Origin of the sequence: Oceanobacter antarcticus (assembly GCF_044962685.1) — a bacterium.
Lineage (GTDB): Bacteria > Pseudomonadota > Gammaproteobacteria > Pseudomonadales > Oceanobacteraceae > Oceanobacter > Oceanobacter antarcticus.
Genome location: NZ_JBBKTX010000010.1, coordinates 125,264 through 140,271 on the forward strand (window position 1 = coordinate 125,264; position 15,008 = coordinate 140,271).

Genomic DNA, 15,008 nt, shown 5'->3' on the forward strand with positions numbered 1-15,008 from the left:
GGCTGAATCAGAGAGCGGCAGGGCTAACAAGGAAATCGATTTATGAGTGATTATCAGCACCCTTATCGCGACGCGGAATTTGTACTGGAGCAGTTGGTTGGGTTTGACGCCCTGTGTGAAGCCGCTGGCCTGGAAGGCATTAACATGGAGTTGGCCAATACCGTTGTCGAGGAGGCTGGCAAGCTGGGGAGCGGCGTGTTGGCACCTTTGAACCAGGACGGTGATGAAAAAGGGGCCACCATCAACGCGCAGGGTGTGCAGCAAACACCAGGCTTCAAGGAAGCCTACCAGCAAATGACGGAAGGTGGCTGGTTGTCATTGAATGCGCCGGAAGAGTTTGGTGGTCAGGGACTGCCCAAGGTACTGAGTACTGCGGTGAATGAAATCTGGCACTCGGCCAACATGGCCTTTGCACTGTGCCCATTGCTGAGCCAGGGTGCGATCGAAGCACTGGCGCACCATGGCAGTGATGACTTGAAAAACACCTACTTGCCGAAACTGATCTCTGGCGAGTGGACCGGTACCATGAACCTGACTGAACCGGATGCCGGTTCGGATCTGGCGGCAGTAAAATCCAAAGCTGTACCGGATGGCGACGCCTATCGCATCAGTGGCACCAAGATCTTTATCACCTGGGGTGATCACCAGATGACCGAGAATATCATTCATCTGGTGCTGGCGCGTTTGCCGGATGCGCCTGCCGGTGTCAAAGGTATCTCGCTGTTTATCGTGCCCAAATTCCTGCTCGACGACAACGGCCAAACGACCACCGAACGGAACACCGCCAGCGCGCTGTCGCTGGAGCACAAACTGGGTATCCACGGCAGCCCGACTTGTGTGATGGAATTTGAAAGTTCTCTGGGTTATCTGGTCGGTGAACCGCACCAGGGCCTGAAATATATGTTCACCATGATGAACGATGCCCGTCAAGGTGTCGGCGTACAGGGCTTGTCGGTATCCGAGCGTGCCTATCAACTGGCGCGTCAGTATGCCAAAGATCGTATTCAGGGCACCCTGCGTGATGGCAGCCGTATCGCCATTATTGAACACCCGGACGTGCGTCGCATGCTGATGACCATCAAGAGCACCACCGAGGCGATGCGTGCACTGGCGTTTATGGCTTCGGCCGAGCTGGACCGTGCCCGTCTGGTCGGTGGCGACGATGCCGCTGCACATATGGCCCGTGCCGAACTGTATACCCCGATCGTTAAAGGCTGGTGCACTGAATTGTCCGTCGAGCTGACGTCATTGGCGGTACAGATCCACGGCGGGATGGGGTTTATCGAAGAAACCGGTGCCGCCCAGCACTACCGCGATGCCCGGATTCTGCCAATTTACGAAGGCACAACCGCCATTCAGGCGCTTGACCTGATCGGCCGTAAAACCTTGTCGAATGGTGGCGCAGTACTGGATGGTTTGCTGGCAGAAATGGATGCCACGGCAGCTTCTGCCCGTAACGCAACGGTTTTACCTGAGGCAGCACTGGCGCAGTTTGATGCAGCGCTGGCGACAGCCAGACAGAGTCGCGATTTTATTCTGGCGAATGCTCGTGTGGATGCTCATTTACTGGGTAGCGCTGCCGTCAACTTCATGATGCAAATGGGGTATGTCACTGGTGGCTGGCTGATGGTTCAAAGTGCCGAAAAAGCCAAAGCCTTGCTGGATGCTGGTCAGGGCGATCCTGAGTTTCTGCAGGCCAAATTGGTAACTGCACGTTTCTTCTGTGAGCACATGATGCCTCGTCATCAGGCCCATGCAACGGCCTTGTTGGCTGGTAGCGAGAGCATCATGGGGTTGACTAACGAGCAGTTCTAGTCGGTGTTGGAAGATCGATCGGGGTTGAGAGTGCGGGGTCAGAGTGAGGTGTTAAACGTGACTTGAACCGGCGTATAGAGTGCTTATAAGCTGCGCTTTGACGGTCATTTTGCCGATTACTCTCGGCCTTGAAAGTATGGTTCAACCACTGATTGATCGCCTGGTGCCAGACGAGTATTGATTTTCAGGCTCCCCCTGTCCTGAAAATCCGCTGGTAGCAATACTCCGGCTACCGGCTTGTTTCCCCTGGTCAACCCTGGTTGGGCAGGGGTTTTTTATTGGTAATACGGTGTTTGTCTTATAACGATAACAACAAACATCCCGAGCGCTGCTGCAGCGAACAGTGAGAGGTATCTATGACCCAACGTGAATCCATGGCCTACGATGTTGTTATCGTCGGTGCCGGCCCTTCTGGCCTCAGTGCGTCGATACGACTGGCTCAACTGGCTCAGGAACAGGGCCAGGAGTTAACCATTTGTGTGGTAGAAAAAGGCTCCGAAGTGGGTGCTCACATTCTTTCCGGAGCTGTCATCGAGACTCGCGCGCTGGATGAGTTGCTGCCTGACTGGCAAGCACTCGGAGCACCGCTGACGACACCGGTGATCAAAGATGAGTTGTACTTGCTGCAGGATCAACAGAAAGCCGTGCAGTTACCGGGGCTGTTGATTCCAAAAACCATGCACAACGCTCATTTGGGCGACAAGACCAACTACGTGGTCAGCCTGGGTAATCTGTGTCGTTGGCTCGGCCAGCAAGCCGAAGCCCTGGGTGTGGAGATTTATCCGGGCTTTTCTGCCGCCGAGGTGGTGTTTAACGACGATGGCGCTGTGGCCGGTGTGACTACCGGTGATATGGGTGTCGCTGCAGATGGGCAGCCGAAAGAGGGAATGTACACGCCGGGTATGAACCTGCTGGGCAAATACACCATTTTTGCCGAAGGCTGCCGTGGCAGTCTGGGTAAACAGCTGTATCAGCGGTTTGAACTGGATAAGGACGCCGATGCCCAGCACTACGGTATCGGCCTGAAAGAATTGTGGGATGTTCCGGCCGACAAGCATCAACCCGGACTGGTGTTGCACGGTGCTGGCTGGCCATTAACCGGTGCTGGCAAAGACGCTACCGGGGGCGGTTTTTTCCTCTATCACGCTGAAAACCAACAAGTGGTGGTTGGTCTGATTGTGGATCTCAACTACAGCAACCCCTGGTTGAACCCTTATGATGAATTCCAGACGCTCAAACACCATCCGGTACTGGCACAGTATCTTGAAGGTGGCAAGCGGGTGTCTTACGGTGCCCGCGCCATTGCCAAAGGCGGTTTGAATGCCTTGCCAAAAATGCACTTTCCTGGCGGTTTGCTGAGTGGTTGCAACGCCGGCACCCTGAATGCTGCCAAAATCAAGGGCACCCATACGGCGATGAAAACCGGCATGCTGGCGGCTGAAGAAGTGTTTGCAGCCATTGCCGCTGGTGACGAAGGTGGCAAGGATCTCTGTGGTTATGCCTTACGCTTTGAAGCCTCCTGGGTATACGAAGAGTTGCACGCGACCCGTAACTTTGGCCCGGCATTACACAAGTTCGGTACTCTGATCGGAGGGGCGTTTAACTTCGTTGACCAGAATATTTTTAATGGCAAATTGCCGTTCACCTTGCATGACAATCATCTTGATTTCGCCCAGATGAAACCGGTGACCGAATGCGTCAAAATAGAATACCCAAAACCGGATGGCGTGCTCAGCTTTGATAAACTGACCTCGGTGTTTCTGTCGAATACGTTTCATGAGGAAGATCAGCCTTGTCATCTGACCTTGAAAGACGCCAGTGTTCCTATGGCATCGAATTGGCCTAAGTATGCTGAACCGGCACAACGCTATTGCCCGGCAGGGGTGTATGAAGTTATCGAAAGCGATGGCGCTAACAAGCTGCAGATCAATGGCCAAAATTGCTTGCACTGCAAGACGTGCGACATCAAGGATCCAGCGCAGAACATCAATTGGGTAACACCGGAAGGCAGTGGCGGGCCGAACTACCCGAACATGTAATGGGGTGGTAGGCGTAGGGGCAGGGCGAGCAAGGCAGGGATGCGAACAACAAAGAGCTGGCCATAGGGCTAGCTCTTTTGGTTTTTACACTAACAAAAAGCTTATTCCCAGCTGGCAACGCCCAACAGGCGCAGCGTCTGGATAGTGAGCTGACCGGAAGGCAGATCGTTGTCTTTCTGGAAGCGGGTAACCGCATTCATGGTCTGCCAGCCGTAGACGCCATCAATCGGACCTGGGCTATAGCTTTTATCTTCCAGAGCTTGCTGCAGTTCTGAGACAACATCTTTTGTGGTATTGGTTTCACAAAGAATCTCACGCCATTCCATCTTGGCATCTGTCACCTTGACGGTTTGAGGAATATCTTCGTAAACCGCAGGAATTGTTTCGGCGATTTCCTTCGGCTCTTCTACCATTTTTTCAACTTCTACTGTTTCATAGATAGCCGGGTGTACGATTGTGGTGGTGTGCGCGGCAACGTCAACAACCTGCTTGGAGACAGCTTTGTATTCCGCCGGAATAACCACTTCTTCTGTACGTTCTGGTTTCACCAGGATGGTTTTGGTGATGATCTTGGATTCTTCTGGCACTTCGACCAGACACATGATTTCGCCAGTGGCTTCGTCAATTTTTTCAATCGGTCCGTTACCTTTTTTCCAAGTGGAATAGGCTGGACGAATAACGATCTTTTCTTCGACGGTTTTATATTCTGCTGGCAGTTTAACCAGCTTGGTGGATGCTTCTTTTACCATGACTTGTTCGGTGACGGTTTTATAGGTAGCAGGGATAACCACCAGTTCTTCCCATTCTTCGCTAACCAGCACCTGCTCTTCTGCCATCGCGTATTTGGCCGGTTCTACTTCCAGCTTGGACAACTCAGGAGAAACCATTACTTGCTTCATCTGGGTTTCGTATTCTTCCGGAATCACCAGGCGGGCGTAGCAGTGCCCTGGTGTGGCATTCGGAGGCATAACGGAATCAGCGGTTGGTGTCGTGGAGGTAGTGGTTGATTCAACTGTCTGCGCTGTTGCCACCTTGCCGGTAACCGCAGTCTTGCTCTTTTGCACTTCAGCCTTGAGCTGCGCATTTTCCTGCTCCAGCTCGTCGCGGGAGTCTTTCAGACGCTGGTATTCAGGAAAATCTTCCAGCGCAGCGGTGGACGCAGTGTCGCTGGATGGCTGGCTAGCACAGCCAGCCATGACAGCCAGTGTCAATGCTGAAAGAAGGTAGTTTTTTTTGTTCATCTAGTTGTGCTCCATTGCGTAAGATGTTTGAGTTGACAGACGGACGTAAGGAATTGTCAGACTACGTTCTGCTGTCTGGTGCAGTTCCAGCTGCGCTCAGCCGCACCTTCGGTAAAACCTCGATAAATCCTCCGGGTATAACCCTCTTACCCTGCGGGGCTTGCGGTCAATTTCAGCTTACTAGTTCAGCTCATTGTTGTTACACCAGAGCCTGGCCCTCATTGCGTTGCTACCAGAGAGCCTGATTCTGAGGTCTTGAACTGATTTTGTACTGAAGCCCCAGTATGCACCAAGTTATTCATTGGTTCCCTAGGGTGATCGAATATTGTTACAAAGAGGATAAAATTGCAGCGCCTCAATGGCTACTGGAGTGGTTTGCCCGCTTTGTTGTTCGCTGGTTTGGGTATCCTGAGTTTTTTGTCATTATGAAGGTGACAGTTAGCTGACATCGTGATCCAACGCTACTTATTACTACTTTATATAGACGGTCGGAAGAATTTGTAGCCTGGCGATTGTCCCGTCGGGCACCCCTGTTTGCTGGGACAATCCCGGGTCTGCTTTAACTTCGGGTAGCTAATGCAGAAATAGCGTAAATAAAGGTTGCCATGCGCCTCGCCTGAGGTATACTCGTTTTCAGCTTGAAAGCATTGCCCTTATTTATTAGTACCCTTCGAAGTAGTAGTTCTTATTCCCTCGTTTGTAGTAGATAAGCACCAATTGAGTTCCAGCGTTGGCCTGTGAATTAATCACAGCGCCTTATCTTCTATTTATTCAGGAATATCAAAATGTCCAAGACAACTGGCGTAGTTAAGTGGTTCAACGAAGCAAAAGGTTTCGGTTTTATTGAACAAGAAAATGGCCCAGACGTTTTTGCTCACTTCAGCGCTATTGCTAGCACTGGCTTCAAGACTCTGGCTGAAGGCCAGCGTGTTGAATTCACTGTTAAGCCTGGCCAGAAAGGTCCACAAGCTGAAAACATCGTTGCTATCTAATTCGCCTCTGGTGATTTGGTAGTACATAAAAAAACGGGCCGATGCCCGTTTTTTTGTGCCTGTTATTCAGGCAAGCCTGTCTTGTTCCTGTCTCGTACAAACGCCAGCGGAGATCCTTTCCGCTGCGCTGTTTATCGATCGGCGTCCTTTTGATCAGGTCAGCGGGTCGCCTCTCCTGCCATATTTGCATGCTGGTTCAGAGTGATCGCGTCGTCGGCAACATCATCCCGGAGTACCGCGCTATGTCGTTTGGGTTCTGCAGGATGAATCGACAGCCAGAGATCTCCGCGCTGCGACATGACGACGGCTTTTTGGAACACCAGAGTATTGGGAATACTTAATTCATAGCCCTCATCCGTGCGTAAAAGCAGATGAAACAGGGTGATTTCTTCTATCACGGCTTCGGGGCAATCCGCTTCCAGAATGCGTATACGGTCTCCTGGTCGATAGGGAAAGAAGAAAAAAATAATCACACTGGCGGTGACGTTGCTAAGCACAGACCACTGGGCAAACAGGGCAACGCCGAGCAAGGCGGCAGCTGATGACAGGACAAAGGTAAATTCGCTATAGCCAAACCCGACCACCAGGCCGATCAGGAGTAACAAACAGCTGAACAGGGCGATTTGCAGTGCTTTCTGTAAATAGAACACCCGGCTCAGGCTGACTTTTCTTTTTTGTCCCTGAACTTCAATAAAGGTCATCAGTATGTGATTGAGATAGGCGTAGCCTACGACGGCAAGGATAACGAGAATAATTTTAAACATGGTAATTCTGGTCTGGGCCTCTGGCTGAATTGTCGTCTGACAGCGTTGCTGCATATGGGTTGGTTTACAGATTGAAGCGCGTCAGTTTTGCAGGATAGTATCGTCCGGCAGCAGACTGTCGTGCATGTTTTCGATACTTTCGACTACGTCGTCCGGTTCGGAAAAGTAGGCGACGTTGAACATGGCATCACCTTCGTGAACCAGAGGGATATTCTGGCAGCCAATGATAATGCCGTCCTTGCGGGCGACTACCTTATCAAGCTGAGTGCCAAACGGATCACAGATAATCGCCATGACGTCGTCTTTTTCCACCTTGTCACCAAGATGCTTCAGGTTGCGTACAAAGCCACTGTCAGTAGCGCGCATCCAGCCGCTGTCACGGGCGATCAGTGGTTCGATCGGAAATTTCTTCTGGCGGCTGGGGGGCAACATACCGAGGTGACGCATCACGCGTAAAATGCCACGTTCGCCAGCACGAATACACAATTCGTCGTAGCGCAGGGCTTCGCCTGCTTCGTAAAGCAGGATCTTGACGCCCATCTCGTCGGCAGATTCCCGTAAGGAGCCGTCGCGCAGATTGGCGTTCAACAAGACTGGGACGCCGAATGCCAAAGCCATATCACGGGTTATCTCGTCGTCGAGATTGGCGCGGATCTGGGGTAAGTTGGAGCGATGAATGGCACCGGTATGCAGGTCAATACCGTAGTCGCATTTGGCCACCACTTCGTTGAGGAACATGTACGCCATTCGGCCTGCGAGAGTGCCACGGCTGGAGCCAGGGAAAGAGCGGTTAAGATCGCGGCGATCGGGCAAATAGCGACTCTGGTTGATAACACCAAAGGCATTGACAATGGGCACAGCGATCAAGGTGCCGCGCAGATTACGTAATCTGGAGCCGTGAATCAGGCGGTTGATTATTTCCACACCGTTGAGTTCATCGCCATGAATGGCGGCACTGATAAAGAGTGTGGGGCCGGGTTTGCTGCTGCGGCGAACATATACCGGCATGGTCACATTGGTACTGGTATAAAGACTGCCCAGTGGCAGGTTTAACTGGTAAGTGTTGCCTGGTTCTATGGTATGTCCGGCAATGTGCAGGGCGGGTAGAACTGGAGTGCGTCGGCTCATGATGGGGTATCCATTGAAGATCCGTGGAGTCTGCCAACAGTGTTGTCATCTGTCACTGCTTCTCTGTTTGGTAAATGAAAATCAATGCAGACTTTTGTATCCCGGGCCGTTATTCTGCGGTCAGTTGCCCTGTATCTGTTGCATGGAACGGTGGTGTCGATTGGCTCAGATCGGTGCAACGTGCGATTTTCATTCATATTTCCAGTAGCCCTGTTGTTATGACTTCATTGAATACCTGCCCATGTTATCAGCCGACCATTATTGCGGATCGGCAACAAGGGGAGACTCGTACCCTTTGGGTACTTTGGTTGACGTTCTTGACCATGGTGGTCGAAATCGTTGTCGGCAGTGCTTATGGTTCCATGGCACTGCTGGCCGATGGTTGGCACATGGGAACCCATGTTGCAGCGTTTACCATCACGTTGTTTGCCTATCGTTATGCCCGTCGTCACGCGATGGATCCTGATTTCAGTTTTGGTACTGGCAAGGTGTCGGTATTAGGTGGCTTCGCCAGTGCGGTTGCACTCGGTGTTGTGGCCTTGATGATGGTGCTGGAATCTGTGCAGCGGTTGTTTATGCCCCATGAAATAGGCTTTACGGAGTCGATTGTGGTGGCGGTGATCGGCTTGCTGGTGAATTTGGCCAGTGCCTGGTTGCTCAAGGATCATCATGGACACAGTCATGGCCATGCCCATGGGCCGGTTGATCACGATCATCACGACCATCACGACCATCACGACCATCACGATCATCACGATCATCACGATCACAATTTGCGTGCAGCCTATATGCACGTACTGGCAGATGCCCTGACATCGATACTGGCCATTGTGGCGTTGATTGCTGCCATGATGCTGGGCTGGTTATGGCTGGATGCACTGATGGGGATTGTTGGTGCTGCCATTATTTCTGTTTGGGCGCTTGGTTTGTTGAAAGACACCAGCCGGATTTTGCTGGATGCCAGTATTGATGCACCCGTGCGTCAGCAGATTATTGATGCAGTACAGACCACCGGAGCTGAAATCCGTGACATCCATATCTGGAAAGTATCTGCTGATCATTATGCTTTGGTGTTGTCGGTGGCCAGCAGTGAGAACGAGATCTCCAGCCAGATTCGTCAACATCTGGATCTCTACCAACAGCTGCAACACATCACAATCGAAGTGCATCATCCGTTTCTTTAATCTTCCGGGCTGACTTTTCTGTCTGGCTGACATGGAGGTCATAAGCCCGCTTTGCTATCAGATACACTGACACTGCTCCCGGTTATTTGTGACTCGCCGTTGGAAACCGTCGTTCTGGTGCCCTGTTTTTTCTCTGTTTGTTTTTTTGTGTCAACCGAAGCGAACCAGCTCCGTTGTATGGATGCGTGTAACAACATATCGATATTCAAACAGCAAGCAGGTGTAAACCTCAGGAGTGACACATGAAAACAACGGCATGGTGGCTGGCAATTGCATCCAGCCTGATGGTGGGTTGCGGTGGTGCGGGTTCCGGTAGTGCCAGCTCTACGGCTACCGATGAAACCGGCACCGTTCAAATTGCCTTGACCGACGCAGAAGAAGATTTTCTGACCTATCAGGTTGAGGTGCTGGGTATCACTCTGGTTCGTGAAGATGGCACCGAGGTGGATGTTCTTCCTGCCACCACGGAAGTGGATTTTGTTCAGTATCAGCAGTTAAGTGAACTGTTTATGGTCGCGGCCATACCGGCTGGCCATTACCGTAGTGTATTGGTCAACCTTGATTATGCTGACGCTGATATTGTGGTTCAGGACAGTGCTGGTGTGTCTTATAGCGCGACAGTGGTAGATTCCCATAGCACAACCATCAGTACCCTGGAAGTGTCCGTTGATCTTGGCGAGGGAGCACTGAATATTGGCCGTAATAGCGTGGCAGGTCTGACTCTGGATCTGGATCTGGCGGCTTCCAACGAAGTGCTTTCCTATGATCCGGCTGTTGTTGAAGTCGAACCTTTCCTGATGGTTGTTGCCAGTCAAGACACGGATCGGGAGCATCGCGTTCGTGGTCAGTTGATCAGTTCCGATACCGATACTGCAGAGATTACTCTGGCTATTCGCCCTATGCGACACCGCAGCGGCGAATTTGGTGATCTGGTGGTGGCTGTGACCGAAACAACGCGTTATGACATTGATGGGATTCCATACACAGGTAGTGACGGCCTGGCCTTGATTGCGGCACTGGATGCCGCTACACCGATTGTGAGCTACGGCAGTCTTGATAACACCGGTACTTTTACTGCGACAGAAATATTGACCGGTGCCAGCGTCGACTGGAGCGGTGACGATGTGGTGAAAGGCATTGTTACCGCCCGCAGCGGCAATGTATTAACCCTGAACGGAGCGGTGGTCGAACGCAGTGGTCACGACGCCAGCTTTGCCTCAATGCTGGAGGTGACACTGTCTGAAGAGACAGGGGTCACCGGTCGCTACGACGGCGACAGCACGATTGCAGATATTTCCGTCGGCCAGTCGGTGCTGGTCAGTGGTAGTGTCAGTACAGATGACATCACTAAAATGGATGCCAGTACCGGGTATGTACGTATGAAACTGAATCGGTTGAGTGGCTCGGTGACGACGACTGCCCCCTTGTCGTTGGATTTGTTAAGTATCAACAGTCGCAACAGTGAGCTGTTTGATTTCAGTGGCACGGCGGATAGCCGAGATAATGACGCCGATCCCACCACCTATGAGCTGCAAACGGCGACGCTGGATGTCACCAATCTGGCGACAGGGGACTGGGTTGCGGTGGCGGGTTATCCAACGGCATTTGGCGCTGCTATTGGCGATTTTGACGCAGTCACCGTGAATGAAATCAGCTTTGCATCCAGCCGTGCCGACTATGTTGCTCACTGGTCTGACGCTACCACGATGCCAGTGAGCATCAGTAACGATACCCTGGTACTGGATGTGACCGACGCCAGTGAACGTTTGCGTCTGCATGGTATTCCGCGAGAGCTGGTAGCCGGCCTGGAGGTGGCTGGTGTAACAGCTACCGTCGATAAGGGCCATTTTGCAGTGCAAATCAGCGCTACATCAACCGCTATCTATCTGAGCTACAGCGATTTTCTGCTGGCGTTGGCCAACGCCCTGGAAGGGACTGAGGCGGTCAGCCATTTAAGCGTGCAGGGACAGTTTGATGACAGCACCGGGATTCTGGATGCCAGCAGCATTATGGTGAGGTTTGGCGAGTCGAGCCGCCAGTAGCCTGTTGAGCCTTGGTTTTCTCTACTGCAGATTACACTCAGGAAAACAAGGCTGAAAGAAAGGAAGCGGATGTGACTGGCTTGGAGACAGACATCGTATGACCGCCAGGTTGAATGATTTCCTGATGTCGATTGAGCGTCGGGCCTTTCGGATGGTGCGATTTGCTGCCGCCAATGATGAAGATGCCCTGGATGTGGTGCAGGAAGCGATGACCCGACTGATCAGCCACTACCGCGATCGGGAAGAAGCGGAATGGCGGCCGCTGTTTTTCCGAATTTTGCAGCACTGCCTCGCCGACAGTTTGCGTCAGCAACAGAAACAGCGCCGCTGGATGTTCTGGTCGGGCAGTCAGGCGGATGTTCCAGAGACTGGCAGCGCCGATGGAATGGATGACTATGTGGGTGATTACCGCGACGAGCCGGATCAGGCCTTGGCCAGCAGTCGTCAACAGCAAGCGCTGATCAGCGCCATTGCGACCCTGCCTTTACAGCAACAGCAGTGTTTCTTATTACGCTGCTGGGAAGGGCTAAGCGTACGCGAGACGGCAGATGCGCTGAATATTTCCGAGGGCAGTGTCAAAACCCATCTGTCCAGAGCACGGCAGAAATTGAATGAGGTGGCCGAGTATCATGATATCGAAATCTGCGGATAAAACCTCGAGAGTTGGACAGGCGACGGTAACAGAGCAACAGCTTCTGGCACTGCTGGATGAGCAGGCAGAGACGTTGCCAGAATCCCTGACAGATCAACTGGCACAACGGCGGGCGGCCGCTTTCAGGCAAGCCATGGCTAACATCGATAGGCGTCGAACTTCCACGTCCGCTATCTGGTACTGGTTCACAGGGTCGCTATTACCCCTGGGGGGGGTGACAGCCTGCTTGATACTGGTCAGTGTGATCTGGTTGCTACAAGCCGAGGAGGGGGCGCCGGCAGGTACCTATCCGTCGAGCTACGATGCCAATATTACCACGCTGGCAGCATTCGAAGCACAGCAGGTCGAAGCACAGCAACGATTGGATGACATGATAGCATTGGCGGAGCTTGGTGAAGACGAATGGGATATGCTGCAGCAACTGGAATTTGCCTATTGGCTAAGCGAGTTACCGGATGCGAATCCCCCAATCCTGGATAAGGCTGGTTAATATGGCAGCGCTAATAACCCTGTCATCTTCTGCTGGCTGGATGCTGCCGCAGGTGTCTGTTCAGGCAGAACCGGAGGTGCCATCGAATCGTGAGCCGGATCGTGCGCCGGATATTGAACTGTTGCTCTATCTGGCCGATCAGATCGAGATTGATGATGAATGGATTGATCCGATGATGCTGGGGCCATCGCCTCTGATCCCGCAAGATACTGAGGTCAGTAGTCCCACATCTGTGCCACAAGCAACAGCGAATTTCCCAGACACAAACGAGCCAACCGAGACGCGGTCGGGAGGTGAGCAATGAATCGTGAGCATCCCCAGGTAATGCTGCAGAGGCAGCGGCGCATCAGTCTGACGCTACTCATGCTGATGGCACTGTTGACCGGATGGGTACTGCTATCAAAACCCGTACAGGCACAGGAATGGCGGCGTTTACCCCCCAGCACCCAGCAGTTACTGGAGGGCATATCCGAGCGTTGGGACAGTCTGGATGACGAGCGGCAGCAAGCACTTTTGCGCGGTGTTGAGCGCTGGCAGTCGATGTCCGACAGTGAACGACAGGCCGCCAGTGAGCGCTTCAGCCGCTGGCAGAGTTTGCCGGAAAGTCAGCGCCAGATACTACGGGATCGGTTGCAAACCTTGCGCGATATGACCCCGGAGCAGCGCCAGCAAGCCCGCGACGCCTGGCATGACTATCAACAGGCGACGCCGGAGCAGCGTCAGCAGCTGCGTCAGCGCTTCCAGAGTTTGTCGCCACAGCAGCGTGATGCCATGCGGCAACAACTGCGCTCAAAACGTCATTAACTGTCACCAAAACCAGTCGAAACCGATCGAAACACGCTGATCGTATGGTGTCTGCAAGGGTATGACCAGCTGGCTGGTGAGTTGCCAGTGAGTATTCAGCAAGGCAACCAACACACTGGCGCTGGCCCACTGCTGCGTGACTGCCGTTGTTCGAGCGCCAGTTTGCTGCTGGCGATAGGCGCGGCCGTTGCTGGCTGAGGTCGACAACAGTTCACCGCTCAAGGTGCGTTGGTAATCCAGCGCTATGCCGGGCGTCCATAATCGCTGGCTCTGTTGCTCTGCCAATAACCAGGTCAGACTCAACCCCGTACCCAGGTCGAGACCCGTTTGGGTATCGTATGTCTGGACGCTGGTGACATGACGCCCAGATCCCCCTGAGCCGGGTACCACGACGGCGACAGACTCGCTGCGTTCTGAGTTACCAAGGGTGCGCCCCAGTTGTACATGGCTGCTAAGCAGCCACTGGTCAGCGATCCAGACATCCCGTCCGGCGGTGGCGGTCAGGGAGCGATTGGTACGGGATTGGCGCACAATATAGCGATCTTCCAGCACGCCGAACTGAACGTCGTACTCCTCATGGAAATGAGAGCCATCCAGCCGCAGCCAGCTGTCCTGTAACAAATAACCCAGGGTGATTGACTTGCCCTGGTTCTGGTAACTCAGTCCGTCATCAGTGGCCTGCTGGCGATCCCTGCTGCCAGAGATAAACCATTGTTCATCCCAGGTTACCGTTGCCGAAACGGTGGGGCCATAATTGTCGAGTTGGTAGTGGCGGCGGCTCTCTTCCAGCGAGAGATGGGCGTATTGCCAGGTCAGCCCGGCTTGCCAGTTGATACCACCCGCGTGCAGCTGCGGGCAAGACAGCAATCCGGCAAAGATGACTGGCGGCAGCAAGCGGCGGCGGGGCGACAGAGCAAAACATCCGTGTCGAAGCATGGTATTTCTCGTACCGAGAGCAGAGACAGCAAAGCGTACTGGTCAATGTGTTGCGAATCCAGTCCCTATCAAAGGCTGGCAGGAGTGATTGTCCAAAGGCTGGCAGGAGTGATTGTCGCTGCAATTTGCGCTGGTCGACTGTTATCATGACCGGCTTTTTCGCCACCGGAGCTCCGACTGCGTATGGCAAGCTGTCGCTATCGTCTGGACCGTTTTATTGCCCAACACGCGGCGTTTTCCCGTCGCGATGTGCGTTTGCTGCTAGCGCAGCGGCGCATCACCATTGATGGAGAGGTAGCGGTTGATATTACCCAGCCGGTTGGTCCTTTCAGTCTGGTGACGCTGGATCACGTGGTCTTGCAACAACAACAGCCGTTGTACCTGGCCATGAACAAGCCGGTTGGCGTGGTCAGTGCGACCTATGATAACGAGCATACGACGGTAATCGACCAGTTACGACACAGTACTGAGTGTCCGTTAGAACCGGCGCAGCTGGAGCAGCTGCACATCGTCGGGCGTCTGGATCGGGCGTCCAGTGGCCTGCTGTTACTCACCAACGACAGTCTCTGGTCACAGCGCTTGATGGCACCAGAGCACAAAGTTGCCAAGGTGTATCATGTGACACTGGCGCATCCGGTCAACGCCGATTACATCACGGCGTTTGCTGCCGGTATGTATTTTCCCTTCGAAAATATCACCACGCGTCCGGCGTTACTGGAGATTATTGCCGAGCGGGAAGTGTTGGTAACCTTGATGGAAGGCCGCTACCACCAGATCAAACGTATGTTTGGCCGCTTTCGGAATCCGGTGCTGGGGTTACATCGACTCAGTATCGGTCAATGGCAACTGCCGCCAGACAGTTGGCCGGGACAGAGTTGGCAGCTGGCAATAAAGAGCTGACACACGCGCACGATCCGAGTC

14 protein-coding genes are annotated in these 15,008 nt (G+C 53.2%); 10 read left to right on the top strand and 4 right to left on the bottom strand.

Translation table 11 applies throughout. From position 1 onward, the window contains the following. The first annotated feature begins 42 nt into the window (after positions 1-42). Together WG929_RS09895 and WG929_RS09900 are read left to right on the top strand one after the other, a co-directional pair. Positions 43-1,815, top strand: coding sequence for an acyl-CoA dehydrogenase family protein (locus tag WG929_RS09895; RefSeq protein ID WP_416205904.1), 1,773 nt, complete (start codon positions 43-45; stop codon positions 1,813-1,815). Positions 1,816-2,171: 356 nt separating this feature from the next. Further along, complete coding sequence (locus WG929_RS09900; protein WP_416205905.1) at positions 2,172-3,854, top strand: electron transfer flavoprotein-ubiquinone oxidoreductase; 1,683 nt, start codon at positions 2,172-2,174, stop codon at positions 3,852-3,854. A 101-nt stretch (positions 3,855-3,955) separates the two neighbouring features. On the opposite strand, the gene WG929_RS09905 is transcribed toward WG929_RS09900, so the two are convergent. Beyond that, on the bottom strand, positions 3,956-5,095 hold the full coding sequence (locus WG929_RS09905) for a peptidoglycan-binding domain-containing protein (RefSeq protein WP_416205906.1): 1,140 nt from the start codon (positions 5,093-5,095) through the stop codon (positions 3,956-3,958). Positions 5,096-5,880: 785 nt separating this feature from the next. Here WG929_RS09905 and WG929_RS09910 point away from each other — a divergent pair. Beyond that, positions 5,881-6,087, top strand: a complete 207-nt coding sequence (locus WG929_RS09910; protein WP_303431885.1) for a cold-shock protein — start codon at positions 5,881-5,883, stop codon at positions 6,085-6,087. 158 nt (positions 6,088-6,245) lie between these two features. On the opposite strand, the gene WG929_RS09915 is transcribed toward WG929_RS09910, so the two are convergent. Both WG929_RS09915 and WG929_RS09920 read right to left on the bottom strand, forming a co-directional pair. After that, positions 6,246-6,851, bottom strand: coding sequence for a mechanosensitive ion channel domain-containing protein (locus WG929_RS09915; protein ID WP_416205907.1), 606 nt, complete (start codon positions 6,849-6,851; stop codon positions 6,246-6,248). 81 nt (positions 6,852-6,932) lie between these two features. Further along, complete coding sequence (locus WG929_RS09920) at positions 6,933-7,979, bottom strand: succinylglutamate desuccinylase/aspartoacylase family protein (protein ID WP_416205908.1); 1,047 nt, start codon at positions 7,977-7,979, stop codon at positions 6,933-6,935. A gap of 218 nt (positions 7,980-8,197) precedes the next feature. On the opposite strand from WG929_RS09920, the gene dmeF reads away from it, so the two are divergent. The 6 genes from dmeF to WG929_RS09950 all read left to right on the top strand — a co-directional run bounded on the left by dmeF (position 8,198) and on the right by WG929_RS09950 (position 13,151). Beyond that, entirely contained in the window at positions 8,198-9,163 is a 966-nt protein-coding gene (dmeF, locus tag WG929_RS09925; RefSeq protein ID WP_416205909.1) for a CDF family Co(II)/Ni(II) efflux transporter DmeF, read from the top strand. Positions 9,164-9,405: 242 nt separating this feature from the next. Continuing rightward, positions 9,406-11,205 carry a DUF4382 domain-containing protein gene (locus WG929_RS09930; RefSeq protein ID WP_416205910.1) on the top strand — a complete coding sequence of 600 codons (1,800 nt, stop codon included), beginning with the start codon at positions 9,406-9,408 and terminating at the stop codon, positions 11,203-11,205. Positions 11,206-11,302: 97 nt separating this feature from the next. Further along, positions 11,303-11,857, top strand: coding sequence for an RNA polymerase sigma factor (locus tag WG929_RS09935; protein ID WP_416205911.1), 555 nt, complete (start codon positions 11,303-11,305; stop codon positions 11,855-11,857). Beyond that, positions 11,835-12,347 carry a hypothetical protein gene (locus WG929_RS09940; protein ID WP_416205912.1) on the top strand — a complete coding sequence of 171 codons (513 nt, stop codon included), beginning with the start codon at positions 11,835-11,837 and terminating at the stop codon, positions 12,345-12,347. The genes WG929_RS09935 and WG929_RS09940 overlap by 23 nt, the downstream gene beginning before the upstream one ends. A 1-nt stretch (position 12,348) precedes the next feature. Next, positions 12,349-12,651, top strand: a complete 303-nt coding sequence (locus tag WG929_RS09945; protein WP_416205913.1) for a hypothetical protein — start codon at positions 12,349-12,351, stop codon at positions 12,649-12,651. Then, entirely contained in the window at positions 12,648-13,151 is a 504-nt protein-coding gene (locus tag WG929_RS09950; protein WP_369857322.1) for a DUF3106 domain-containing protein, read from the top strand. Before WG929_RS09945 ends, WG929_RS09950 begins: the two co-directional genes overlap by 4 nt. A 3-nt stretch (positions 13,152-13,154) precedes the next feature. Here WG929_RS09950 and WG929_RS09955 read toward each other — a convergent pair whose 3' ends face one another. Further along, complete coding sequence (locus WG929_RS09955; protein ID WP_416205914.1) at positions 13,155-14,087, bottom strand: hypothetical protein; 933 nt, start codon at positions 14,085-14,087, stop codon at positions 13,155-13,157. A 183-nt stretch (positions 14,088-14,270) separates the two neighbouring features. Here WG929_RS09955 and WG929_RS09960 point away from each other — a divergent pair, with 183 nt between their 5' ends. After that, positions 14,271-14,987, top strand: a complete 717-nt coding sequence (locus tag WG929_RS09960) for a pseudouridine synthase (protein WP_416205915.1) — start codon at positions 14,271-14,273, stop codon at positions 14,985-14,987. Positions 14,988-15,008: the final 21 nt, after the last annotated feature.

What these genes read in the sequence shown, in the direction of transcription:
- WG929_RS09935 (WP_416205911.1), top strand. Translation starts at nt 11,303, where the DNA reads ATGACCGCCAGGTTGAATGATTTCCTGATGTCGATTGAGCGTCGGGCC.
- WG929_RS09950 (WP_369857322.1), top strand. Translation starts at nt 12,648, where the DNA reads ATGAATCGTGAGCATCCCCAGGTAATGCTGCAGAGGCAGCGGCGCATC.
- WG929_RS09915 (WP_416205907.1), bottom strand. Translation starts at nt 6,851, where the DNA reads ATGTTTAAAATTATTCTCGTTATCCTTGCCGTCGTAGGCTACGCCTAT.
- WG929_RS09905 (WP_416205906.1), bottom strand. Translation starts at nt 5,095, where the DNA reads ATGAACAAAAAAAACTACCTTCTTTCAGCATTGACACTGGCTGTCATG.
- WG929_RS09955 (WP_416205914.1), bottom strand. Translation starts at nt 14,087, where the DNA reads ATGCTTCGACACGGATGTTTTGCTCTGTCGCCCCGCCGCCGCTTGCTG.
- WG929_RS09920 (WP_416205908.1), bottom strand. Translation starts at nt 7,979, where the DNA reads ATGAGCCGACGCACTCCAGTTCTACCCGCCCTGCACATTGCCGGACAT.
- dmeF (WP_416205909.1), top strand. Translation starts at nt 8,198, where the DNA reads ATGACTTCATTGAATACCTGCCCATGTTATCAGCCGACCATTATTGCG.
- WG929_RS09930 (WP_416205910.1), top strand. Translation starts at nt 9,406, where the DNA reads ATGAAAACAACGGCATGGTGGCTGGCAATTGCATCCAGCCTGATGGTG.
- WG929_RS09895 (WP_416205904.1), top strand. Translation starts at nt 43, where the DNA reads ATGAGTGATTATCAGCACCCTTATCGCGACGCGGAATTTGTACTGGAG.
- WG929_RS09910 (WP_303431885.1), top strand. Translation starts at nt 5,881, where the DNA reads ATGTCCAAGACAACTGGCGTAGTTAAGTGGTTCAACGAAGCAAAAGGT.
- WG929_RS09945 (WP_416205913.1), top strand. Translation starts at nt 12,349, where the DNA reads ATGGCAGCGCTAATAACCCTGTCATCTTCTGCTGGCTGGATGCTGCCG.
- WG929_RS09960 (WP_416205915.1), top strand. Translation starts at nt 14,271, where the DNA reads ATGGCAAGCTGTCGCTATCGTCTGGACCGTTTTATTGCCCAACACGCG.
- WG929_RS09900 (WP_416205905.1), top strand. Translation starts at nt 2,172, where the DNA reads ATGACCCAACGTGAATCCATGGCCTACGATGTTGTTATCGTCGGTGCC.
- WG929_RS09940 (WP_416205912.1), top strand. Translation starts at nt 11,835, where the DNA reads ATGATATCGAAATCTGCGGATAAAACCTCGAGAGTTGGACAGGCGACG.